This is a genomic window from Pseudomonas sp. AB6 (genome assembly GCF_034314105.1).
Lineage (GTDB): Bacteria > Pseudomonadota > Gammaproteobacteria > Pseudomonadales > Pseudomonadaceae > Aquipseudomonas.
Genome location: NZ_JAVIWJ010000001.1, coordinates 1,004,279 through 1,026,844 on the forward strand (window position 1 = coordinate 1,004,279; position 22,566 = coordinate 1,026,844).

Consider the following 22,566-nt stretch of genomic DNA (forward strand, 5'->3'; position numbering starts at 1 on the left):
ATGCGTCGCTAGGATTGCCGCGGGATGCACTTATCGATTGCCAGGGAAATTATTTTCCCGGGTTTGGAGGCGATATTAGTGGCTTGCCCATCCCTTTGCTTGCCGTTACGAGCCTCGCTGATTAGCGCAGGTATTAAGTGACCTTCAGGCAGATTTTTCCAGAAGCGCACAGGCAGATGCCCCTGCAAGACTTTAGGATTCAAGCGCGCCGGGTTGAAGATATGGCTGTAATACGTCAGCCATAAGTCGCCGCTGGGATCGTCGATGTTTTGCGCCAAATGCTGCCACCCAAGCGGGCAGCATCGGTGGCGAATCAACTGCTGGCCATCGAAATAAACTCCGTCCTGTGGCGTTGCAATCATCCAGCGCTGTTGTCCCATTCGACCGACAAAATGCGTACTGGCGCTGTGCAAGATGTCATGTGCCGGTTCGTGCCAAGCAACGTACTCAGGTAGTTCAACGGGTTCAATGGATAACGGACTTACGGGATTGTCGTCCCTATCAACCTGATACGGCACGGCGACAAAACGCAAAAATGCATGCAGGTGGTGCGCTTCTCGCTCAACTGTTTTAATCCGACGATGTAATTCGCTGCCCAATTTATCGCCCGCTAACATTGCCGTTCGATCCCCGTGACTGACCCGCCATAAAACTTCATACAGCAAGCTCCAGCGCTGCTCGCCACGGTAGCGCGCGGCGTTTTCCAAGAGCCCGATCAACGCCAAGGGGATACGCGCCAGAAAGGGGCCTTGATGCTCAGGAATCGGTTCATCGGTGGCAAAAAGATCGGCTGCGCTGTGCAGCGCCCAACTGACGCGGGCGGGATCGATTTGATGGCTGAGCAACCAGCGGGCTTGCCGTCGCCATGTGCTGAACACATCGTCGCAATCGAGGCTGATCATCCCCACAAGCCCATTTGTTGAGGTTGTGGCCGATCCTGCAATTGCTGACGCAACGACTGGCTGCTGCTATCGGCCTGGCTGGGATGGTAATCGCAGGTGATAAAAAAGGGCTTGGCTTTGGCCAGCACACAGCGCAGGCGGGCGAGGTCTTCGTAACGAATGCGACGCTGGCGACGAAGCTCTACCAGGCGTTTGGTGGTGCGAATCCCGATGCCTGGGATGCGCGCGATCATCGCGGGCTCAGCCCGGTTCAAGTCCAGTGGAAAGACCTCACGGTTAGCCAACGCCCATGCCAACTTTGGGTCGATGTCCAACGCTAGATCGCCGGGCCCTTGAAAAAGTTCGCCGGCGGTGAAACCGTAAGCACGTAGCAAAAAGTCAGCCTGATACAAACGGTGTTCGCGCATCAGCGGTGGGGCGGCCAACGGCACGCTCTTAGGGCTGTTGGGTATTGGACTGAATGCTGAGTAATAAACGCGACGCAGGCGGAAGTTGCCGTAAAGCGACTCAGCACTGTGCAGGATTGTTCTGTCGTCCGTGTCATCGGCTCCGACAATCATCTGCGTGCTTTGCCCGGCAGGAGCGAAACGTGGTGCGCGCGGTTCATTGCGCACCGTTTGTTCGCCGGTATAGATCGTCTGCATGGCGCGCTTAATCGACTCAACGTCTTTTTCCGGTGCCAAGGCCTTAAGGCCCAGATCGGTGGGTAATTCAATGTTGACGCTTAACCGATCCGCATACCGCCCGGCTTCTTCGATCAATAATGGATCGGCGTCGGGGATAGTCTTCAGGTGAATGTATCCACGAAACTCGTGCTCTTCGCGCAGCAACTTGGCGACCCGAATCAACTGTTCCATGGTGTAGTCCGCTGAGCGAATTATTCCGGAACTCAAGAATAAACCGCTCACGCAGTTGCGTCGGTAAAAGTCCAGGGTCAACGTCACCACTTCCTCGGGGGTGAAACGAGCACGGGGTACATCACTGGAACGGCGGTTGACGCAGTATTGACAGTCGTACAAGCAGAAATTGGTTAGCAGGATTTTCAGCAGCGAGACACAACGGCCATCTGGCGTATAGCTGTGGCAGATGCCCATGCCATTGGTGGCTCCGAGCCCGGACTTGCCCTGCGAACTGCGCTTGGGCGCGCCGCTGCTGGCACAAGAAGCATCGTACTTGGCAGCGTCAGCAAGGATGCTCAACTTTTCGATGAGATGCATGATGGGCTCTTATACTGGTTTTATATACAGTACAAGGTCGCGACATATCCCTCAAGGGGCGCAAGGGGAGGGATAGATACCGATCGTCTGATGCGTCGCGTTCCAGGACCTGCTTGCCTGCGGCCTTAGCAGTCACTGGGAGTCAAAAGTTCGGCGCCTTCTCGGGCAGATCACAACACGACGGGAGGCTTCCGTTCAGGGCGCTTTCATTAAAGCCGAACAAGCGGTTTTGTAGGATTCATGCTGGTATTTGTTCAACGACGCAGCGAGCTTGAAGTCGTGTTTCTTATGCTGCGAACTGACCGTCTGCGGTGATACCAAGGTCACGGTGCACTGATCTAGCAACTGCAAAATGCCTTCGATTTTGAACGTGGTGGGACCACCCGCGAATTCGCCTTTTTTGCTGCGCTTCTTGATTGCCAGGTGCTCAATGCCATTGTCACGAATGAACGCTTTGACCAGCCCTGCAAATGCTTTCACGTTCGATGACTCTTCATCGTCCTCAAGGGCAATTTTTTTGGTAGACAGAGGCAGGTGTTCGAGGGTGTTGTCGCGCAATATAGCGACAGCGAAAATCGCTTCGCTGCCTTTGATTTCAATGCCGCAAATTTTCATGTGGGGACTGCTCGAAGAGAAGGCCGCTATTTTCTTCTCTTTCTCCCGCAATGGCTAACTGATAAAAATCCCACGTGCCATGCCGGACGCGGCGACGAGGATAACAATGATCAGCCCCACTTGGATGTGGCTGATCCTCGAGTAGAGCATCGCTCGGTGGGTATCGATGTGCGCGCCCACTTTAAACGCGTTACGCCATTTGATCAGCGCCACCATCGGTGCGATTTCCAGCAAGATTATCGCCACAAAGGCAGCCATTTTCAGATGAAATAACGGTTGGTGAAGATAGTAGAACGTGCCTTTTTCAAATCCCCCGAAAGCACGTAAAGCTCCCGTCACAAGGAGCGTTGCAGCAGCGATACCCCAGAAATTATCCGCCACAAATACGTCCCGAAGCTTAGACGGGTTGGTCCTGCTCAAGCGCCGTAGAGAACGCCCGCGACTCAGTACTGCCCCGAGTGCAACCCCATATGCCAAGAGATGCAATGTTGCCAGGAACCATTTGAAGAGCATGGTTTTTCAACTCCATTCATTAACAAAAAGTACATCACCCCTCGAAGAGTGGGTAACTGAGTAGTAGCTCACCGTGTAAGTTTTTGCCCGATCCAAGTCCCACCAAGCATAGATTTTCCGACGCTGTTGGATGACAAATCAAACCGTTTGAAAGTTCATCCTTTGCTTGATCCGTGTAACCACTGTTCAAAGATAGATGCCCGACGTCTGTATGCAGGACCGCCCTGAAGGCCAGACGGGTGCGCAGTACGTAGCGCCCCACCTTCAGAGGCAGCGCTAGTCAGGTGGTAAGACAACTATTCTTTGGCCTGAATTCCGATCTGTTGCATGCTGAGGTTTTTTTCGTCTTTGTACAGTACCGCAACCTGAGGGGCCGGACCGCTTTTGCCCGTTTCCATCCACCTGCGCATACGGCCCGCGTCGGCGAAATGAGTGTATTTGCCGAAGGCGTCCAAAATCACGACGGATACCTGACGATTGGCCATGGTTGTCAGCAACACTAAGCAGTGGCCGGCTTGATTGGTGAACCCGGTTTTGGTGAGTTTAATGTCCCAATTGGATTTTTTAATCAGATGATCGGTGTTGTTGAACACCAGGCTGTAAGTCGGTTTGTGGAACGTGACGGTTTTATCGGGAGTAGTGCTCAGTTCACTCAACATCGGATATTGACGCGCGGCGAGTGCTAACTTGCTGAGGTCGCGCGCAGTGGAAACGTTATAGACCGATAACCCGGTAGGCTCTACATAGACCGTGTGCTTCATGCCCAAGGATTTGGCTTTGGCGTTCATCGCGATGATAAAGGCGTTGTAGCCACCTGGATAGCTGTGGGCCAAGCTCGCTGCGGCACGATTTTCCGATGACATCAACGCGATTAACAGCATGTTTTTGCGGTCAAGCTCGCTGCCAAGTTTGACGCGAGAAAACACACCTTTCATTTCCTTGGTATCGACAATGGACACCGGAATCATTTCATTCATGGGCAGCTTGGCATCAAGCACTACCATTGCCGTCATCAATTTGGTGACTGAAGCGATAGGTACGACCACATCAGGATTGTTGGCAAACAGCACTTTGTTGGTTTTCAAGTCGACCACCATGGCGCTTCCGGAAGCCAGATGAAGTTGTGATGGATCGCGTTCAAATGGAGCGGGTTCGTTTGCTGAAGCACTGTGGCAGAGTGCGGCGCCTGTACATACAAATAATAGGCTCAGAATAGAATGACGAATTTTCACGAGCAAGGCTCACTAATAATGGATATGCCGTTTAGCACGGGGTTTTCAATAAAATCCGTTGCAGTTTATGAGCAGCTCCTTGCGCTGTCGATATGTGTTGTGAGTTCAACAGTACTTAAAAGCAGCTATGCGCTTTTATAGACGAAAAATCTACAATTGCCGAACGGATTAGCAATATCCGTGGTGTCTGAAGAGCGCAGCGATTAGCATCCTTCGCCATTGGTACCAACGTGATCTCAACGATTCAGGAGTCAGGCTATGCCCAAGGGGCTTATCAGCAAGGATTACGTAGTACTGGTGACAGTCGCGGCGGTGGTTGCGGTACTTTTGCTCGGGATTGGCGCTTTTCAAAAAACCACTGACTGGGCTGGCTGGATTCAGGCCATTGGCCTCATTGTTGGTTTAATGATGGCCATCACTGTCCCGGCGATTCAGAAAAAGCAGCACGCGGGCACGGAGCACATACAAATGCGTGAGCGCGAAATAGGCTTTTCACGTCGGATGCAATACCTGTGCGCCGAATTAACCGAGTTATTAATAAAGATCAACGTCAATTTGGTTCACTTGCGGGCAACGGATCGGCATCGGCTGCAACACACCCTTCAGGACTACTTGCATCGCTTGTTTGAGTCTCACAAGCAAGATTTAAACGATGACCGCGTGGTGATTGCTCACGAACTGCGGCAAGTGGTCAACGAATTGGTTGATGAGCTTGAAAGTGGTCGGGCGGATCGTGGGGTGTTGATGAACCTGGACAAGCGTTTGCAGAAGTTGGTGCATAAGACTCAAGTTAACGCAACGATGGCGGAGCGGCTCTGATAAGGGTGCTTTTTTACGCAAAAAAAACCCGCATCAGGGATGCGGGTAAGGGATGTGCGGAGCAACGCACGATACAGGGGGCAACGTAATCGTTGAAAACCGGTTTGGAACGACAAACCTCTCAGGCGCTCAGTCGGTGTGCTTCAAACTTGGCTGACAACGCTTGCGCTGCTGTCAGTGATTTAAAAGGACCGTAGATGGGCTCACCGTTCTGCACCAAGTACCAGCAGACTAGCAAACCAAGCTCTCTCAGCGAGGCGGGTACTGCGCTGCCAATGACTGACATAATTTGGACCTGGTTCATAAGTGCCTCCATCAATCTATGGGGCTACTCTACGGCGCCATCGCTGGGAGCGATAATCACCGCTCTTGATAGTCAACATTGACGGTAAAGACATCTTTCATTTAAACCAACAGACGTCGCAAGGTCGATCAATCGACCACTTGATCGAGCATGTTCATGACTTCGTGTTCGCTGATGATCCCTTTTTCCACCAGATTTTGTGCAAGCAATGACAAGAATTTTGCGTTGCGGTGACCTTCGAGGCTCTTAAGTTCGGTGAGTGCGCAATACACTTTGTTCGATGTGCACAAACCCGCCGCGCGGTAGGGGTGCTGGGTAGGCATATGGGAAGTCCTTATTGTTATTGAAGGTGAAAGATCATTGGTCTTAATGAACCACTGACTTGAACCGTAATGTGTGACTTTTTTGACCGGTTCAGAATTCACTGCACGATTAGAATAATGACTGACTCCTGTCTACGCGCTGTCTTGGCAACGACCTCCATCAAGTAAATTTGGACGCAAAAAAAGCCCCGCCCTTTGAGGGGCGGGGTCAGAAACAGAGCCGTTAGTCGCGGTCGTAGCCACGGCCGTAATAACCATGCGGATGACCATAATACCCGCGGGGTGGACTGTAATATTCAGGGCGATAATAACCAGGGCCACGCTCTATAACGACCGGTTGGTAGTAGACCCGAGGCGGTGGAGCTTCGTAATAAACCGGCTGCGGCGCATAAACCGGTTGTGGTTGGACATAGACAGTCCGCGGTTGAGAGGCGACGACGCTACCCACTACAGCACCAACAACTGCGCCTACCGCAAGACCCGGACCCCAACCACCACCACCATGGGCTGACGCCTGGGTAGCGATAGCGAGGGCACCTATTAACAGGGCAACCTTGGGGATTTGACGAATCATGACTATTCCTCGACTTTCAATCCCGTTGTCGCGAGCTTGCATTACTCTCAAGCACTGCCACGGGATACTTCTAAGACAGTGGTTTCGTAGTAATCTGCGAAACGCGTGAGTAAATATTGTGTAAGTGTGCCTGACGGCTATTATCGCGCTCCCACAGAGGTTAGCAATCGGAAGTCGACAAGCCGCTTAGTTATTCCAGTTTCGACAAGCGCTCTTCCAAGGCGGCTATCCGCGCTTCCAATTCATCAAACCGTTCTGCGAAAGCAGGAATGTTTCCACCTCCCGACCGTTCAGGCTGGTTGCTTCGCGCTGCAAGAATTGTGTCGATATCATCAGGGTCACCCAGCGTATGCACGTAACGATCTTCTCGCTGGCCGGATTGACGCGGCAGCAGCACGGCCAATCCACGGGCGATCAAGCGTTCCAGCTGATGGACGACTTGTTCCACGTCTTCGAATTCATGCATGCGGTTGCTGCGTGTCATCAGTTCATTGACGGTTTGCGGACCCCGCAAGAACAATAATCCGCTAAGCGTTACTTGAGCCGGTACCAGTTCCAAGGCTCTGTCGACCCGGTGCTCCCAGCGGTCGGCTCGGCTGCCCATCACTAACCGAGTCAGCCCTTGACCTTCAAGGGCTCGAAGGCTTTGGCCGACTTGGCCCGGGGTCAGATTCATTACCGGTTCACGGCTGGTTTTCTGGTTACAAGCGGTTACCACAGCGTTGAGCGTGAGGGGATAGGTCTCGGGGTTAGTGGCCTTCTTTTCAATGAGGCAGCCTAGGATGCGGATCTCCGCACTGTTTAGTTGCAGCTTATCGGCAGAGTCGGTGGATACAGGCTCAGTAGACATGGTGCGTTCCCTAGGCGTTCAAAGGCCACTAGCCTAGGGGCTCGGCGATACAAAAGACAAGCCGCTTCGCGGCCCTCCATGACTATAATCACTTACCTTAAACCCAGGACCTGCCATGACTATCTCCCTGTACGCAACTTCCATCCCGGTTTTCAAGCAAATGCTTTCCGCGTTGAGCGACGTTCTGGCCAAGGCTGACGCGCATGTCACCACCAAATCCATCGAGCCTGACGCGCTGCTGCAAGCGCGCTTGTTTCCGGATATGTTCCAGCTGGTTCGCCAAGTGCAAATCGCTGTGGATTTCGCCAAAGGCGTCTCGTCTCGTCTGGCTGGCATTGACGCACCGAAGTTTGACGACTCGGAAAAAACCTTTGCCGAGCTGCATGCCTTGATTGCAAAGACCCTCGCGTTCATTGCCACTATAGAACCTGAGCAAATTAACGGTCAGGAAGATCGCGAAATCATCACTCGCCCCGGAACGCCAAAAGAAAAGCGCTTCGACGCCCAAACCTACCTGTTGGGTTATGGCCTGCCGCAGTTCTTTTTCCACATCACCACGGCCTACGCGATCCTTCGCCACAACGGCGTTGAAGTCGGCAAGCGCGACTATATGGGTTCGTATTGATTGGTTTTGTACTGATTCGTTGAACAGGCTGCATCGCTAGCGCCAAACCGCTGCCTGAGCCATTCATGCAGCGGTTTTTTATTGCACGGTTTTAGCCGCGCGACACTCTGTTACTATTCGTTTTCCCCTGCGTACCCTACAGATCTTCGCTGCTGAATGATCCGTGTCGCCGTTCTGGAGTGTTCATGTTGTTCCCTATTCTGCTGTTGTCTGCTGCCGGTTTTACCGTGCTGACCACAGAGTTCATCATTGTTGGCCTATTGCCTGCCATCGCGCGTGATTTGGATGTCAGTGTCTCGCAAGCGGGCCTGTTGGTAACGTTGTTTGCGTTCACTGTGGCCGCTTTCGGGCCTTTTCTGACCGCTTACTTTTCGCGTTTTGAGCGCAAGCGGCTGTTCGTCATCATTCTGATCATGTTCAGCCTTTCGAACGTGCTGGCGGCGCTGGCGCCCAACATTGGGGTTATGGCCTGTGCTCGGTTGATTCCCGCGTTGGGGTTACCGGTATTCTGGGCGCTAGCGAGCGAAACGGCTGTCGATATTGTTGGCCCGGAATACGCCGGACGCGCCATCGCCAAGATCGGGTTCGGTATCGTCTGTGCGACGGTGTTTGGCATTCCGGTAGGCACTTTGATCTCCGATGCATTTGGCTGGCGCAGCGCATTCGCGATCTTGGCGGTGGTGGCGTTTGCCAAGGCGCTTCTGCTGTTGATTTACCTACCCGTCACCCATAAACACGTCGCGCCAGCGTCCTTGTGGACTCAGTTCAAGATTCTGCGCAGTCCATTGATGCTCGGGCATGTGTTGTTGTCGGTGCTGGTGTTCAGCGGCATGTTCACGGCGTACACCTACTTGGCGGACATGCTCGAACGGTTGGCCGGTTTCAACGGCACAGTGGTGGGTTGGTGCCTGATGGGCTTCGGCGCTGTGGGCCTGCTAGGCAATTCCCTGGGCGGGCGCATGGTGGATCATCACCCGTTGATTGCCAGTCTGGTGTTTAGCGTATTCATGGTCACTGGCATGGTGGCCGTTGTGCCGAGCATGCATTCAATCCTGGGCCTGGCCTTGGCCTTGGGGGTTTGGGGCATTACTCAAGCAGCGTTGTTTTTGGTCAGCCATGTACGGCTGATGAAGGCCGCGCCCCAGGCGCCAGCCTTTGCAGCGTCGTTAAATATTGCCGGGGCCAATTTGGGTATCGGCTTAGGGGCGATCATCGGCGGTCGTGTGATTGACCATCTCGGGCTTGGCAGTCTGGGGTTCGCTGCCGCCGGGATTATCGTGGTGTCGATCCTATTGGCGTCGTGGATGATGTTCTTCAAACCGGTGCCGGTCTGTGCTTAGCCGGGCGCAGTAAATAGCTCGCGTCGAGCACTTTCGGTTATGGCGACAATGCCGGGGTGTTTCACTTTGCGCTCAACGGAAATCGCATAAAAAGACTCGGTCACCGCGTCGGTGTGGCCAATCAACTCCACGCCGTATTGAGACTTAACCTCGTCTGCGATCACGCTCGGTGCGATGAAAATGCCGCTGCCGGATTTGCCGAAGGCTTTCATCAGGGCGCTGTCATCGAACTCACCCACAATGCGCGGGCGAATGTTTTGCTCGGCGAACCAGCGCATCAGGCGACTGCGAACCACCGTCTCTTGTCCTGGCACCAATAGCGGTGCGCCTTGCAAGCATGTGGGAAAGTCGGTGCCATAGTGCTCGGCTAGCGCTTTAGTTGCGAAAAAACTGATGCCGCACTCGCCCAGTTTTTGGCTGTAGCCTTTAATGTCCAGGTGCGAAGGCATTGGGCTGTCGGAAATGACCAAGTCGAGGCGCTGAATAGCCAAGTCAGCCAGCAAACGATCAAGCGTGTCTTCGCGGCAAGTAATGCGAATGGGCTCTGTCAACTCCATCGTGGGTGCAATCAGCCGGTACACGATTGATTTGGGCACCACGTCTGCAACACCTATACGAAACAGTATCTGTTGCTCATCCGGCTGAGCGCGAAGTAGGGCTTCCAGTTCCCCGCCGAGCTGAAACATTTGTTCGGCGTAGGGCAGGGCGAGGCGCCCGGCCTCGGTTAACTCTAACTGCCGACCCACCCTTCGAAACAAATCCATGCCATAGGTCTGTTCGAGCAAGCTAATCTGCCCGCTGATCGTCTGGGCAGTCAGATTCAGTTGCTCTGAAGCGCGCACTACGCTGCCAGTTTTCGCCACTACCCAAAAGTAATGCAATTGTCGGTAATTGAGCATGAGATAGCCGATTCGTAAAAACCGAAGTATACGCGGTGAAAATACGAATTTTACTGATGTGTCACTTTTCCTAGAATGCGCGCTGTTGTTACGCCTTGAGTCGAGGCATCCGGGCACCTCAATCAATGTTTTAGGCTGAATCAGGGTTCTCATACATGGAATATCTTTTACAACTGGCTTCTAGTCCCACCGCTTGGATTGCGCTGGCAACATTGGTGGTGATGGAAATCGTATTAGGTATCGATAACCTGATTTTTATCTCGATTCTGACCAACAAATTACCCGAACATCAACGCGCCAGAACACGGCGCATCGGGATCAGTATGGCGTTGATTCTGCGCTTGGCATTGCTCAGTACTGCCGCGTACATCGTGCGGCTAACTGCGCCGGTGATTGAGGTGTTCGGCCAGGTTTTTTCTTGGAAAGACATGATCCTGATTGCGGGCGGCTTGTTTTTGCTATGGAAAGCTACAACTGAAATCCACCACAGCGTCGCTCACAAAACCGACGATGAAGCAGTCAGCAGTCCGGGAGTAACGCTTGGCTTCGCTGCCGCTATTGGGCAAATATTGTTACTGGATATGGTTTTTTCCATCGACAGCATCATCACCGCTGTGGGCATGACCGAGCATTTACCGATCATGATGATTGCTGTAATCGCTGCGGTGGTTGTGATGCTGGTTGCTTCCGAACCGCTGGCAAAATTCATCAACGACAACCCGACCATTGTGATGCTGGCTTTAGGCTTCTTGATCATGATTGGTATGACGTTGATTGCCGACGGCTTTGGCATGCACATACCCAAAGGCTACATTTATGCCGCCATGATGTTCTCGGCGGTGATCGAGGGTCTGAACATGCTGTCGCGTAAAGCAAAGAAGTGAACTGAACAGGGCCGCGAACTAATGCGAGGTAATGGGATGACTAGTCGCGGTGGAGGATTTTTTCACGGACGCGGGTTTGGCGCGAGGATGATGGTGGCGAGAAACTCGCATCAACCCCCATAGCATGGCAGATGCGATAGCTAACCATGCTGCAACCAGCATTACGATTGTCATTCCCAGGCTCATACATCCCCCGATGTGGTGACGGTCTGCGTCTAACTAATCGACAGTCTAGAACAAGCAATGTTTCTGTCTGTTGACCAATGGTCTTAGGCGTATGACTGATTTGGTCTATCCAAGGAGAAAATGGGCGCAAATCGAGCTATACCCCAGACAGTGAGCATCCTATGATCAGTGTCCAAGCGGGGTCGCGAGTTGCCCGGCGCTAGTTTTTAAGCGAGTGAACATTTTGCCGGTTTTACCTCAATTTCATGCCAATCCCTCCCGTCGCGTTAGTCTGGTATTGGTTTTTATGCTGTCCTTGACAGCCTGCGCCAGCGGCGTGACACCGGCGATGAAGCGGTTGCCCGATAGGGTCGAGCTTAACTCGGTGCCTTTCTTCAAGGGCAATGTCTATCAAAGCGGGCCGGGAACTCTGGCCGCCATGTTGTCGCAGCAAGGTGTAATTATTACCCCTGGGCTGTTGGATAAACCGCTGCAGTTACCGGGAGGTGAGGCCAACCTTGAGCGCAACATGCAAAACCTGGCGCGGGAATATGGTTTTGTTGTGTATCCGCTGGACGGCGAATTAGACGCGCTACTGGCTCAAGTGTCCGCCGGATTCCCGGTCATGCTACGTATAACTGAAGGTTCCGCCTGGTGGTCTAAACCTCGATACGCCTTGTTAATTGGCTACAACCGCAATAAGCAGACGGTATTGCTGCACGCGGGCATGGACCGTCGACTGTTGATGAGTTTCAGCAGCTTCACATCGGCCTGGAACGACGCCGGTCACTGGGCGGTGCTGATCCAAGGGCCACGGCAGCTCCCGGCACAGGTCGATCAGCAACGTTGGTTGAACGCGGCAAAAGCGTTATCGCAGGCTGGGCAAGAACAAGCAGCGGGCGAAGCGACCAAGGCGTTAAAGGCTCAATAGTCATTTCTCGCTTTTAGAAAGCGGCGCACTGAGCGCCGTTTTTTTGTGCGGTTTAAACTCCCAACTTGTCTCGCAGCGAGTAATACAACGCGCCTAAGGCTGTAAGGGGAGTGCGTAATAATTGCCCGCCTGGAAACGGATAGTGAGGCAATCCAGCAAAGGCATCGAACCTTTCCGCTTGACCGCGCAACGCTTCAGCCAACACCTTGCCGGCAAGGTGGGTGTATGTCACCCCGTGGCCGCTACAACCCTGGGAATAGTAAATGTTGTCGCCGATTCGCCCGACTTGGGGCAAGCGCGATAGGGTCAGCAGGAAGTTTCCGGTCCATGTGTAATCAATCTTAACGTCCTTGAGCTGCGCAAAAGCTTTCAACATCTTGGGCCGGATAATCGCTTCAATGTTCCTCGGGTCCCGAGCGCCATACGAGACACCACCGCCGAAAATCAGGCGTTTATCGGCAGAGAGGCGGTAATAGTCCAACAAATAATTACAGTCTTCAACGCAATAGTCCTGCGGCAATAAACTCTGGGCCAGCTCGGCGCTTAGGGGCTCGGTGGTAATCACCTGACTTGCGCAAGGCATCGATTTGGCTGCCAACTCTGGCACCAGATTGCCCAAATAGGCGTTACCCGCGACGATGATAAAACGTGCCCGGACCCTACCTTGCTCAGTATGAACGGCAGGTTGCGGACCGCGTTCGATCCGAATTGCCGCTGATTGTTCGTGAATGACACCCCCCAATGATTCAACTGCCGCCGCCTCGCCCAAGGCCAAATTGAGGGGGTGGATATGCCCGCCGCTCATATCAAGCAGGCCACCGACGTACAGCTCACTACCGATAACTTGACCGATGCGGCGTTTGTCCATCAACTCCAGCTGAGTATGCCCGTAGCGCTCCCAGAGTTTTTGCTGCCCCTTCAGATGCGCCATTTGCTTATCAGTGACTGCCGCAAATACGCTGCCGTCTTTTAGATCGCAATCTATCTGGTACTGGGCCACCCGCTCGCGAATTATCGCACCGCCCTCAAACGCCATCTGCCCGAGTAACTGAGCCTGCTTGGGCCCCACCGTGCGTTCGATCACATCGATGTCACGGCTGTAGCTGTTAACAATTTGGCCGCCGTTGCGCCCTGACGCACCGAAGCCAACTTTGGCAGCCTCCAAAACGGTAACCCGGAAACCATGCTCCAGAAGAAACAGCGCACTGGAAAGCCCGGTGTACCCGGCGCCAATGATGCAGATATCGGTCTCTACATCTCCCTCCAGGCGAGGACGCACAGGCGCGGCGTTTGCCGATGCGGCGTAATAAGACTGTGGATAAGGAGTGTTCGTCATCCTGCAACCTCTGTTTTATATTTTTTACGGGTGCCCAGATCGTACCTCAGAAGAAAAACTGTCACCAGCCAGCGATGAAATCAGCTTCTTTGAGGCGGTTAAAAAAAATACGCGTATTCAGGGAGTTAGCGTGCAAAAAGAGGTTGACACACATTGATATTTCCGTAAAATGCCGACCCACAGCAGGCACGTAGCTCAGTTGGTTAGAGCACCACCTTGACATGGTGGGGGTCGTTGGTTCGAGTCCAATCGCGCCTACCAAACAAAATCCGCTCTGCTGGGCGGTCTATAAAGGGGTTCACCGAAAGGTGAGCCCCTTTTTGTTGTGCGCCTGGCATGACGCCGTGCACGGAAGGGTAATCAGCTTGACTCCGATGGACACACTGGAGCTTGACACATCCTGCACGAGAAAGTGTTAGCCAGAGGCAAGGTGTCGCGGGTGATCGCGAATCTGGAGAAAGTCCAAGGCAAATGCTCGCATTATTTGAGAGGAAGAACGCGGACAGCTACCTCAGCAAGGCCATCTTCCGACCAGTCGCTTGACCAAATAGCCTCTCAAGCTCATCAAGATGTTGAGGACTTATCGCCTTCAAGCAAGCAAGCCCTAGCACAAAGCCTTCCGCGATACCCCCAGCCATTGTTGCATCAAGCATTCCTGTGGCTTGTTCAATACCTTCGATAATATCGGCGGCGGCGCGTTTTATTTCCGCTGGGATGTTCATTTCTTCGAGGGTCACGGCAGCCACCTGATCATCAATCACGGTCTAATATTTGAAATAATTTTGGGGTCACGGACGCGGTGATCTATGCATCAGTCAGATTTGAACAGCGTAGTTATCAACTGCTTTATATCCATCTGAACATCCTTGGGCAAGCCGTCCAGTTCATGCAAAACTTTGGTTTCTATGGCCGATATCCCATCAGCGGCTTGTACTTTTTTCACGCCAGTGACGACATACAGTATGTCGACTCCGGAATCAGCAATTGACGAAAGGTAAGTGGCATTGGGGAAGCGTTGGCCTCGTTCATACATGCCTTGAGAATTGGGCTCAATCCCGCCGATTACGCCCAGCTCTGTCTGGGAAAGACCGAGCCGTTTGCGTTCTTCTTTTAAACGAGTACCGATACCATTCATTTGAGCTCCGAAGGAGTTTTTCTATATCCATTCGAGGTTAAAGCTACACCTCGTGGTGGGCGATTAGTATTTTATCTGACAGTTACCGTTGGAATAATTCATAAGAGAGCGGTTAAGCACCAATCGTCCACGATACCGAACGGCCAGATCTTGTGGCCTCTCCAATGACTAGTGCTTGGCTCCCAGGCCTGATGGAGGACCGCTATGAATAATGAAATTAGAGTCATCAGACGACGAAACCGCGGAATACACGTTGTCGTCACCTACCAATCGTTCAAACCTCACAACTCGCGCACGCTTGGTGGTCTGTGCCACGATGAAAGCGTTCGGTGGGGAAGGAGATAGGTTTTGAGCAAATTCCAGCACTGTGAAAGGAATATCGATGGCCGAGACTTTGCTGTCGGTGATATTCATGGGCATTTCAGTCGGCTGCGCGATGCATTGCACTTTATTGGTTTTGATTCGACGGTGGATCGTTTGTTTAGCGTCGGTGATCTTGTCGATAGGGGACCAGAAAGTAAGGAGTCGCTTGAATGGCTGGCAAAGCCATGGTTTTTTGCAGTGCAGGGCAACCATGAGGCACTGGCCATTCAGCATGTGCGGCAGCAAAGTATCGACTATCAAATGTATCGCGCTAGCGGAGGCGCTTGGTTTCTTAAGCTTTCTCCCAGTCTTCAACGGCAGTTTGCGGCTTGTTTTGCGGACATGCCGATTGCCATTGAGGTTGAAACTTCGACTGGGCTTGTTGGAATCGTCCACGCGGATTGTCCACTGCCTACATGGGAACGACTCCGAAAAATATTGCCCGAACAGGGCGCGGATCAACAGCAGATCGAAGATCATTGCCAATGGTCCCGTGAACGTCTTCAGAATATGAATACTGCGGGTATTCCAGATATTCGTGCCTTACTGGTTGGACACAGTCCTTTACGCAAGGCGCAGTGGCTGGGTAATGTCTTTTATATCGACACCGGCGGCTGGCGTTCGGATGGTAGTGGGCATTTCACGTTGGTAGACCTTGCGACGCTGGAGCCCGTTGCGGTCAAAGCGTCGGAGCTTGATGGGAGGTCGCTTTGAAGGCTGACCACATTCAGTCAATACAGACTACAGTTCAGGTGTCATAAATTAAGGATTGGCGATGAATTGCTTGATTTGTAATGTCGTAGCACAGCGCATTAAAACCTGGGGCGATTGGGTTGAGCTTGATTGCCCTGAGTGCGGTCATTTTCGTATTAGTGGTGCACTTTTTGCCGAGATGAAGACCAAAGGGCAGACGTTTGATGTTAATAGGGCGCGCCTTTTGCTCAGCCAGCAACGCGCTGAGGTTGTTGACGATCAGGCTCCTCTGATTGATTGTTCGGATAGCCAATTGGTGATCGTGTAATTTGCTTTTTCCAGCCCTCGCCCCGGCGCTGCCCTCATATAGAGGCGATCACCGCGCCTCTGCGAGTAGCTCGTGGTAATCCGCGCGCCCGCCCTCGCTTTCAATGGCGACGTGGCTCAGATCCTCACTGGCTGGATTGAGAACACGCCCACGTTGCCTTTTTTTGGTTCGTTGTTTTTTACAAGAGGACGAACCAAATAGTCCCTTTGGTCAGACCGTCCAATTAATTTAACTTTGAAATAAATGCGCCAATTAACGGCATAAGGCCCCTTCCATGAGGCCTGTGGAGCTGTTTGCCACGCGCTATTCAGGGATTTGAGAACTTAGATCTCCAACTTAGTCAGACACTCGTTTTATTGTTCAACTCCGTAAGCAAAGTGCGCGTATGGTTATGAGTGATATTCCTCTTTAGGTAAACCCAAATGAATCATCTCGGTTCGCGGTTGAAAGAAGAGCGCAAGACGCTAGGGCTCTCTCAACATGATTTCGCCGCAATCGGCGGCGTTGAAGCCAACGCGCAAGGTAAATACGAAAGTGGTCAGCGTACACCGCGATCCGATTACCTGGCGGCTTTGAGTTTCAAAGGCGTTGACGTACTTTACTTATTGTCTGGGCGCCGAACGCCGCTGCGTATCGAAAGCCTGACTGAGGCTGAACGGGTCGTTATCCTGCATTACCGCGCGCTCACGGGCGTCGACCAAGACGCGATTAGTCAGCTGGCTTTGTCGTTGTCAGAGTGCCTTACAGATTGATGGCGTAAACCTGATGTGATGTCGTCACCGATCACCTGCTCAACCCAATTTTCTCCCTCCTTGTTGATTATTTATAAATGAACCATATATGCTTCGTATATTGATTGCGAGGTGTAGAAATGGGGCTGGTAAAAATCTCAGAACAAATGCATGCCAATGCGCGAGCTGCTAGTGCAGCGTTGAGTCGTTCTATTAATGCACAAGCCGAACATTGGATGAAGGTCGGGATGATGGCGGAACTGCATCCTGGATTGAATTACAGCGATATTTGCCAACTGCTCATTCGTGCCGGACACGCGGGTGGCAGCGTATTATCGACGACTCCATTCGACCTGGCTGCTCAGAGCGGCCAATCTCAGGAAGCGCTGCGATGAGCCCTAGCATCAGCATCAAGACTGAGGCAGATCTGGTTCAGCTGCGAATCGCCGGTAGATTGGCCGCAGACGTACTTGCAATGATTGGTCGCCACGTGAAAGCCGGCGTCAGCACCGAAGCGCTGGATGATATTTGCAACGACTTCATCATTAACGAGCTAAAAGTCATTCCGGCCAATGTCGGCTACCACGGCTTTACAAAAACCACCTGTATTTCTCCAAATACGGTGGTGTGCCATGGCATTCCGTCCTCTTCAGACATCCTCAAGGATGGCGACATCATTAACATCGATGTAGCGGTAATCAAGGATGGCTGGTTTGGCGATACCAGCCGTATGTATTTCGTGGGCGAAGTCAGCTCGTTGGCACGGCGTCTGGTAGAAACCACCTATGAAGCGACCCGCGCCGGTATTCTCGCCGTTCGTCCCGGAGCAACACTGGGCGATATCGGTTATGCCATTCAAAGTGTTGCGCACCGCGAAGGTTTTAGCGTAGTTCGCGACTATTGCGGGCACGGCATCGGTCGTAACTATCATGAGGACCCGCAGGTGCTGCATTACGGCAGTGCCGGGCAGGGAATGAAACTGAAGACCGGGATGGTGTTCACCATTGAGCCGATGATCAATGCAGGAAAACCCGGAACTAAAATATTGCCTGATGGCTGGACAGTACTGACCCGCGATCAATCCCTGTCTGCTCAGTGGGAACACATGGTCGCGGTGACAGACACCGGCTTTGAAATTTTGACCCCGTGGCCAGAAGGAACTGGCGAATATGCGGCCATTTAGTACGTTGTTAGCATGAGCGCTTCCATTGCACTTCAGTAACACCTAATCCTTCGGCTTGCTGGAGTGCCAAGCGAAGGGGGCCTGCGGCGATTTGGCTGCAGGCGCTTACGATCCCCGCGTGAAGCGTCGCGATGTGCAACGCTTCGCTTTCACATAAATGGGCGGCGTTATGAGTAAAGTGCCTCTGCTCTGCGTTGAACACATAATAAATTTCAAATTCCTTTTGCTGGTCCATCAATGTGCCTCCGTCAGTTAACGTCCACAATGTGGCATGTCGATAACTTCAAGCAGCTAAGGCGCAGTTGCTGTCGCTCGAAAAAACGTTTCTACAGGGCCTTTTTATCCGACTTCTTGGTCGTAGAGAAATTGCACTAATTTGAACGATATTGAATGAACTTCCGATGAGTGGAAATACCGAGAGGTGCGGGTGGCATTCTCAAGATTTGATCTGCTTTTTTGGAGCTGACTTACAACGTCTCCCAGCGTCCGGTGTTACAGTGCCGTCTCAATTTATACGAGGAAGTCGCATGTCACTGCTTGATGATGAACAAGACATTTGGGATATGTTTGCAGCCTCGGCCTTGACCGGTTTGATCAGCCGTGGCGTCGTCGAGCCAGTTGACGCAGCAGAATTGGCCGCTGACTACGCATCGGAGCTGATGATCCAGCGCTCTCTGCGCATCCAGGCTGAAGAGGATGCAGCCGACGCATCGTAAGGTGTCATCCGGCTCCTTCAAAAGTCCGCACTTTATTTATAAGTGCGGACTTTTTGCGTCGATCGAGCGCTCCGGCGGTCAGCCGCAGGATTTCAGATTCACCGGCCCGACGAATTCATTACCTCGTCCCATCACACAAGCCACTCGCTGATTGCGCTGACTTTCCCAAGCCTCCACCGGATACGTTTTGTTCCAGGCTTCGTATAGTTGACGATCCTGTTTCGACAGGGGCAGGGCGTATTGCTTGCTCATATAAAAATAGGTCCGAGCGATCATTCCGCGAATCGACGGTCGAGGCATGACCTTCTTGGCTTTGAAATCGACTTGAGTCAGGCAAGAACCGTATTGCCCTGATTGGACGGGAAGCCAGCCAAAACTGAAGTTGCTTCGATCGCCATTGACCTCACCAATGCTCGGCACCAGATTGTGCAAATCGGCTTCAGCGTTCTGGTAGACCGGATCGTTCTTGGTGCAGTTCTTTCGTCCACCGTTTTGCCAGCATTGGCGCAAATGGCCGATCTGCCAGGCAGGCATGATGTGTTCCCATTCAATACGCTTGGCACGGCTGACATTTTTACGCGGCACATAACCGCACCCGGCAATATCAACTCGGTGACCATTGTATTTGCAGCCGCAATAAAACTCGGTTGATTGCGGCGCATAAAGCCCCCAGGCAATTTTTTTTGCTTCGTTGAAAGTGTGGGGGGGATCCGCGTGGGCGGCAATGGAAAAACTTAATACCAATAAAGTAACGACTCTAAAAAGCATGCCTCAATCTTCCTTCGGTACCGTCCAGAAAATCTGTACGCCACCGTCATCGCGGTAGGCGAGGGTGACGTTATCGTTCTCGGCTATTTCACTTAGTAGTTGATTCCAATCATCTTCCAGTTCTTCTGGCTGACGGATAATTAGTGCCGTTCTCGATTTTTGCGCGTTGGTTGAATTGATTATCTTCTGAACTCTAGTCCCAAGCTGTTCATAGGCGCTGACGGCTTTGGGTGCTGTTGCAGTTGATCTTGCCAACGAGGAATCCTCCGATATGCTGTATGTTCATACAGTATTTCACTGTGAGGTTTTTCGCAACCGGTGATGCAGCTAATCTAGCGAGGACATTTATGGGCAGCAATGAACCCGCGTAATAAATAAGAGCATCGCTGTAAAGACCCGAGAGGCGAGGGTTGACAAATGGTTCCACCGTTCTATAGTCCATTCACGCAAACGTTTGCGTCTTTCGCTAACACTGCAAAAAAATAATCATAAGATCGGAGTGAACCCATGAAGCTGCCATTCGCTGCTCGTCTTCTCGCTGTCGCCATGCTCACCGCCGCCTCGGCGATCCTCCCGCTTTCCGTCGCCCATGCTCAGACCCCTGAAAAACCAAAAGTTGCGTTGGTGATGAAATCATTAGCCAACGAGTTTTTTCTGACCATGGAAGATGGAGCAAAGGCCTACCAGAAACAACATTCGGCTGATTTCGACCTGATATCTAACGGTATTAAAGATGAATCCGACACCACTGCGCAGATCTCTATCGTCAACCAAATGATCGTGCAGAAAGTCAACGCACTGGTCATCGCGCCCGCCGACTCTAAAGCGTTGGTTGCGGTCATAAAGAAGGCTCAAGACGCCGGTATTACGGTGATCAACATCGACAACCAACTCGACCCGCAAGTACTGAAAAGCAAAGGGATGAGTGTGCCGTTCGTAGGGCCTGATAATCGCAAAGGCGCTCGTATAGTGGGTGACTACTTGGCCAAACAGCTGAAGCCAGGCGATGAGGTCGGGATTATTGAAGGTGTATCAACCACCACCAACGCTCAGCAACGCACCGCTGGCTTCAAGGATGCGATGGACGCTTCGGGGATGAAAATCGTCTCCACGCAGTCGGGTAACTGGGAAATCGATAAAGGCAATGCTGTCGCGTCGGCCATCCTCAACGAGTACCCGAACGTGAAGGCACTGTTGGCAGGTAACGACAGCATGGCATTAGGCGCTGTTTCTGCTGTGCGCGCGGCGGGCAAGGCTGGCAAAGTGCAAGTGGTCGGTTATGACAACATCAATGCGATCAAGCCAATGCTCAAAGACGGCCGGGTGCTGGCGACGGCGGATCAGTTCGCTGCCAAGCAAGCTGTATTTGGTATCGAAGCAGCTTTGAAAATCATCAAAAATGGTAAGGCCGACAGCGCCAGCGACCGAATTGAAACGCCCGTCGAGTTGGTTACTAAGCCGTAATACTCTGCAATAGTCGTTCTTCTGCAATAAGAGCGCCTGCCATAGCGGTGGGCGCCTGGAGATTTCCATGTCAGCGTCTGCTCAGGCGACTGTTCTATCGGTCAGTGGTGTTGGCAAAACCTACGCTCAACCTGTACTCGGCAACATCAACCTGACGCTGATGCGCGGTGAAGTGTTGGCGCTAACCGGCGAAAATGGTGCAGGTAAAAGCACGCTGTCGAAAATTATTGGCGGGCTGGTAACGCCGACTACCGGGCAGATGCATTTTCAGGGTCAAGCTTACGCGCCCGCCAGTAGAACCCAGGCAGAACAGCTTGGGGTTCGCATGGTCATGCAAGAGCTGAACTTGTTGCCGACGTTGTCCGTGGCGGAAAACCTGTTCCTTGATAACCTGCCAAGCCGTGGCGGCTGGATCAATCGCAAGCAATTGCGTGCTGATGCGATTCAGGCCATGGCCCAGGTCGGATTGGATGCGATCGATCCAGACACCTTGGTCAGCGAGCTGGGAATTGGCCACCAACAAATGGTCGAGATTGCCCGCAACTTGATTGGCGATTGCCATGTACTGATTCTCGACGAACCGACGGCGATGCTGACGTCGCGTGAAGTCGAAATGCTCTTTGAACAGATCACCCGCCTGCAAGCACGCGGCGTGTCGATCATTTATATTTCCCATCGGCTGGAAGAGCTGGCCCGTGTCGCACAACGGATTGCTGTATTGCGTGACGGCCAGTTGGTCTGCGTCGAGCCAATGGCTGATTACAACAGTGAGCAACTGGTCACGTTGATGGTTGGACGCGAGCTGGGAGAGCATATTGACCTGGGCCCTCGCCATATTGGCGAGGTGGCCTTGTCGGTCAGGGGTCTGGGACGCTCGAACAAGGTGATGGACGTTTCGTTCGATGTGAAAAGTGGTGAGATTTTCGGGATCTCCGGATTGATCGGGGCGGGTCGCACGGAGCTTTTAAGGCTGATCTACGGCGCAGACCTCGCGGATACTGGCACCTTGGCGTTAGGGTTTCCTTCGCGACCGGTGACCATTCGTTCACCGGTCGACGCAGTTAAAGAAGGTATCGCGCTGATTACCGAAGACCGCAAGGGTGAAGGTTTACTGCTCACTCAATCGATCAGCGCCAACATTGCTCTGGGCAACATGCCGTCAATTTCCAAAGGTGGCGTGGTTAACGGCCGCGATGAAATGCAATTGGCTCAGCGTCAGGTCGATGCTATGCGTATTCGAAGCTCCGGTCCCACTCAATTGGTCTCAGAGCTGTCGGGCGGCAATCAACAGAAAGTCGTTATCGGTCGTTGGTTGGAGCGTGACTGCAGCGTGATGCTGTTCGATGAGCCTACACGCGGTATCGACGTCGGCGCCAAGTTTGATATTTATGCGCTGCTGGGCGAATTGACTCGTCAGGGCAGGGCGCTGGTAGTGGTCTCCAGTGATTTGCGCGAGCTGATGCTGATTTGTGACCGTATCGGTGTGTTGTCCGCCGGCCGCCTGATCGATACATTCGAGCGCGAGACCTGGACCCAGGACGAACTGCTTGCCGCCGCGTTTGCCGGCTATCAAAAACGTGATGCGCTGCTCAATGAGGCCGCGCCCAGGAACCATTCATGAAAACCTCTACCACCACGCCCCCTTTGAATCAGACA

General features: G+C 52.7%; 29 protein-coding genes and 1 tRNA gene. 13 read left to right on the forward strand and 17 right to left on the reverse strand.

What is annotated here, in order from left to right:
* Positions 1-8: 8 nt before the first annotated feature.
* From RGW60_RS04750 to pbpG, 5 genes are all read right to left on the reverse strand, one after another.
* Complete coding sequence (locus RGW60_RS04750; protein ID WP_322202619.1) at positions 9-902, reverse strand: TIGR03915 family putative DNA repair protein; 894 nt, start codon at positions 900-902, stop codon at positions 9-11.
* Positions 899-2,119 carry a putative DNA modification/repair radical SAM protein gene (locus RGW60_RS04755; protein WP_322202621.1) on the reverse strand — a complete coding sequence of 407 codons (1,221 nt, stop codon included), beginning with the start codon at positions 2,117-2,119 and terminating at the stop codon, positions 899-901. The genes RGW60_RS04750 and RGW60_RS04755 overlap by 4 nt, the downstream gene beginning before the upstream one ends.
* Before the next feature lie 195 nt (positions 2,120-2,314).
* On the reverse strand, positions 2,315-2,734 hold the full coding sequence (locus RGW60_RS04760; RefSeq protein WP_322202623.1) for a DUF3010 family protein: 420 nt from the start codon (positions 2,732-2,734) through the stop codon (positions 2,315-2,317).
* 54 nt (positions 2,735-2,788) lie between these two features.
* Positions 2,789-3,247 carry a DUF2214 family protein gene (locus RGW60_RS04765; RefSeq protein ID WP_322202625.1) on the reverse strand — a complete coding sequence of 153 codons (459 nt, stop codon included), beginning with the start codon at positions 3,245-3,247 and terminating at the stop codon, positions 2,789-2,791.
* Positions 3,248-3,543: 296 nt separating this feature from the next.
* Positions 3,544-4,479, reverse strand: a complete 936-nt coding sequence (gene pbpG, locus RGW60_RS04770; RefSeq protein ID WP_407074065.1) for a D-alanyl-D-alanine endopeptidase — start codon at positions 4,477-4,479, stop codon at positions 3,544-3,546.
* Between the two features lie 258 nt (positions 4,480-4,737).
* Here pbpG and RGW60_RS04775 point away from each other — a divergent pair, with 258 nt between their 5' ends.
* Positions 4,738-5,298 (forward strand): hypothetical protein, encoded by a 561-nt coding sequence (locus tag RGW60_RS04775; RefSeq protein WP_322202629.1) that lies wholly within the window; start codon positions 4,738-4,740, stop codon positions 5,296-5,298.
* 121 nt (positions 5,299-5,419) lie between these two features.
* On the opposite strand, the gene RGW60_RS04780 is transcribed toward RGW60_RS04775, so the two are convergent.
* From RGW60_RS04780 to RGW60_RS04795, 4 genes are all read right to left on the reverse strand, one after another.
* Positions 5,420-5,602 carry a hypothetical protein gene (locus tag RGW60_RS04780; protein WP_322202631.1) on the reverse strand — a complete coding sequence of 61 codons (183 nt, stop codon included), beginning with the start codon at positions 5,600-5,602 and terminating at the stop codon, positions 5,420-5,422.
* A 128-nt stretch (positions 5,603-5,730) separates the two neighbouring features.
* Positions 5,731-5,925 (reverse strand): hypothetical protein, encoded by a 195-nt coding sequence (locus RGW60_RS04785; protein ID WP_322202633.1) that lies wholly within the window; start codon positions 5,923-5,925, stop codon positions 5,731-5,733.
* A 223-nt stretch (positions 5,926-6,148) separates the two neighbouring features.
* Positions 6,149-6,499: a hypothetical protein gene (locus RGW60_RS04790; RefSeq protein WP_322202635.1), complete on the reverse strand. Its 351-nt coding sequence runs from the start codon at positions 6,497-6,499 to the stop codon at positions 6,149-6,151.
* A 190-nt stretch (positions 6,500-6,689) separates the two neighbouring features.
* A complete protein-coding gene (locus RGW60_RS04795) occupies positions 6,690-7,349 on the reverse strand; it encodes a YceH family protein (protein ID WP_322202637.1) in 660 nt (219 codons plus the stop codon).
* A 115-nt stretch (positions 7,350-7,464) separates the two neighbouring features.
* On the opposite strand from RGW60_RS04795, the gene RGW60_RS04800 reads away from it, so the two are divergent.
* Positions 7,465-7,974: a DUF1993 domain-containing protein gene (locus RGW60_RS04800; protein WP_322202639.1), complete on the forward strand. Its 510-nt coding sequence runs from the start codon at positions 7,465-7,467 to the stop codon at positions 7,972-7,974.
* Positions 7,975-8,159: 185 nt separating this feature from the next.
* Positions 8,160-9,314 carry an MFS transporter gene (locus tag RGW60_RS04805; RefSeq protein WP_322202641.1) on the forward strand — a complete coding sequence of 385 codons (1,155 nt, stop codon included), beginning with the start codon at positions 8,160-8,162 and terminating at the stop codon, positions 9,312-9,314.
* On the opposite strand, the gene nhaR is transcribed toward RGW60_RS04805, so the two are convergent.
* A complete protein-coding gene (gene nhaR, locus RGW60_RS04810) occupies positions 9,311-10,213 on the reverse strand; it encodes a transcriptional activator NhaR (RefSeq protein ID WP_322202643.1) in 903 nt (300 codons plus the stop codon). The two genes, RGW60_RS04805 and nhaR, sit on opposite strands and share 4 nt — an antisense overlap.
* A 155-nt stretch (positions 10,214-10,368) precedes the next feature.
* Between nhaR and RGW60_RS04815 the strand changes: the two genes are divergently transcribed.
* A complete protein-coding gene (locus RGW60_RS04815) occupies positions 10,369-11,097 on the forward strand; it encodes a TerC family protein (RefSeq protein ID WP_322202645.1) in 729 nt (242 codons plus the stop codon).
* Positions 11,098-11,569: 472 nt separating this feature from the next.
* Positions 11,570-12,193 (forward strand): peptidase C39 family protein, encoded by a 624-nt coding sequence (locus RGW60_RS04820; protein ID WP_322202647.1) that lies wholly within the window; start codon positions 11,570-11,572, stop codon positions 12,191-12,193.
* Between the two features lie 52 nt (positions 12,194-12,245).
* Here the strand turns inward: RGW60_RS04820 and RGW60_RS04825 are convergent, their stop codons facing one another.
* A complete protein-coding gene (locus tag RGW60_RS04825) occupies positions 12,246-13,529 on the reverse strand; it encodes an FAD-binding oxidoreductase (RefSeq protein WP_322202649.1) in 1,284 nt (427 codons plus the stop codon).
* A gap of 184 nt (positions 13,530-13,713) precedes the next feature.
* Here RGW60_RS04825 and RGW60_RS04830 point away from each other — a divergent pair.
* Positions 13,714-13,790 (forward strand) — tRNA-Val (locus RGW60_RS04830).
* Positions 13,791-14,035: 245 nt separating this feature from the next.
* On the opposite strand, the gene RGW60_RS04835 is transcribed toward RGW60_RS04830, so the two are convergent.
* Both RGW60_RS04835 and RGW60_RS04840 read right to left on the reverse strand, forming a co-directional pair.
* A complete protein-coding gene (locus RGW60_RS04835) occupies positions 14,036-14,266 on the reverse strand; it encodes a hypothetical protein (RefSeq protein WP_322202651.1) in 231 nt (76 codons plus the stop codon).
* Between the two features lie 74 nt (positions 14,267-14,340).
* Complete coding sequence (locus RGW60_RS04840) at positions 14,341-14,664, reverse strand: helix-turn-helix transcriptional regulator (protein WP_322202653.1); 324 nt, start codon at positions 14,662-14,664, stop codon at positions 14,341-14,343.
* 348 nt (positions 14,665-15,012) lie between these two features.
* Here RGW60_RS04840 and RGW60_RS04845 point away from each other — a divergent pair, with 348 nt between their 5' ends.
* The gene (locus RGW60_RS04845; RefSeq protein ID WP_322202655.1) at positions 15,013-15,741 is read left to right on the forward strand and encodes a metallophosphoesterase; all 729 of its coding nucleotides are present in this window, start codon (positions 15,013-15,015) and stop codon (positions 15,739-15,741) included.
* 34 nt (positions 15,742-15,775) lie between these two features.
* Here RGW60_RS04845 and RGW60_RS04850 read toward each other — a convergent pair whose 3' ends face one another.
* Entirely contained in the window at positions 15,776-16,033 is a 258-nt protein-coding gene (locus RGW60_RS04850; RefSeq protein ID WP_322202657.1) for a hypothetical protein, read from the reverse strand.
* Between the two features lie 437 nt (positions 16,034-16,470).
* Here RGW60_RS04850 and RGW60_RS04855 point away from each other — a divergent pair, with 437 nt between their 5' ends.
* The 3 genes from RGW60_RS04855 (at position 16,471) to map (ending at position 17,962) form a co-directional block, all read left to right on the forward strand.
* Positions 16,471-16,800 (forward strand): helix-turn-helix transcriptional regulator, encoded by a 330-nt coding sequence (locus RGW60_RS04855; RefSeq protein ID WP_322202659.1) that lies wholly within the window; start codon positions 16,471-16,473, stop codon positions 16,798-16,800.
* 119 nt (positions 16,801-16,919) lie between these two features.
* Positions 16,920-17,174, forward strand: coding sequence for a ParD-like family protein (locus RGW60_RS04860; RefSeq protein ID WP_322202661.1), 255 nt, complete (start codon positions 16,920-16,922; stop codon positions 17,172-17,174).
* A complete protein-coding gene (map, locus tag RGW60_RS04865) occupies positions 17,171-17,962 on the forward strand; it encodes a type I methionyl aminopeptidase (RefSeq protein ID WP_322202663.1) in 792 nt (263 codons plus the stop codon). Before RGW60_RS04860 ends, map begins: the two co-directional genes overlap by 4 nt.
* A gap of 7 nt (positions 17,963-17,969) precedes the next feature.
* On the opposite strand, the gene RGW60_RS04870 is transcribed toward map, so the two are convergent.
* Positions 17,970-18,197: a DUF6555 family protein gene (locus RGW60_RS04870; RefSeq protein WP_322202665.1), complete on the reverse strand. Its 228-nt coding sequence runs from the start codon at positions 18,195-18,197 to the stop codon at positions 17,970-17,972.
* 292 nt (positions 18,198-18,489) lie between these two features.
* Between RGW60_RS04870 and RGW60_RS04875 the strand changes: the two genes are divergently transcribed.
* Positions 18,490-18,678 (forward strand): hypothetical protein, encoded by a 189-nt coding sequence (locus RGW60_RS04875; RefSeq protein WP_322202667.1) that lies wholly within the window; start codon positions 18,490-18,492, stop codon positions 18,676-18,678.
* A 78-nt stretch (positions 18,679-18,756) separates the two neighbouring features.
* On the opposite strand, the gene RGW60_RS04880 is transcribed toward RGW60_RS04875, so the two are convergent.
* Together RGW60_RS04880 and RGW60_RS04885 are read right to left on the reverse strand one after the other, a co-directional pair.
* Positions 18,757-19,446, reverse strand: a complete 690-nt coding sequence (locus tag RGW60_RS04880; protein ID WP_322202669.1) for an endonuclease I family protein — start codon at positions 19,444-19,446, stop codon at positions 18,757-18,759.
* Between the two features lie 3 nt (positions 19,447-19,449).
* The gene (locus RGW60_RS04885) at positions 19,450-19,701 is read right to left on the reverse strand and encodes a DUF1654 domain-containing protein (RefSeq protein WP_322202671.1); all 252 of its coding nucleotides are present in this window, start codon (positions 19,699-19,701) and stop codon (positions 19,450-19,452) included.
* A gap of 252 nt (positions 19,702-19,953) precedes the next feature.
* On the opposite strand from RGW60_RS04885, the gene RGW60_RS04890 reads away from it, so the two are divergent.
* Positions 19,954-20,910, forward strand: coding sequence for a sugar ABC transporter substrate-binding protein (locus RGW60_RS04890; protein ID WP_322202673.1), 957 nt, complete (start codon positions 19,954-19,956; stop codon positions 20,908-20,910).
* Positions 20,911-20,977: 67 nt separating this feature from the next.
* Positions 20,978-22,531 (forward strand): sugar ABC transporter ATP-binding protein, encoded by a 1,554-nt coding sequence (locus RGW60_RS04895; protein ID WP_322202675.1) that lies wholly within the window; start codon positions 20,978-20,980, stop codon positions 22,529-22,531.
* Positions 22,532-22,566: the final 35 nt, after the last annotated feature.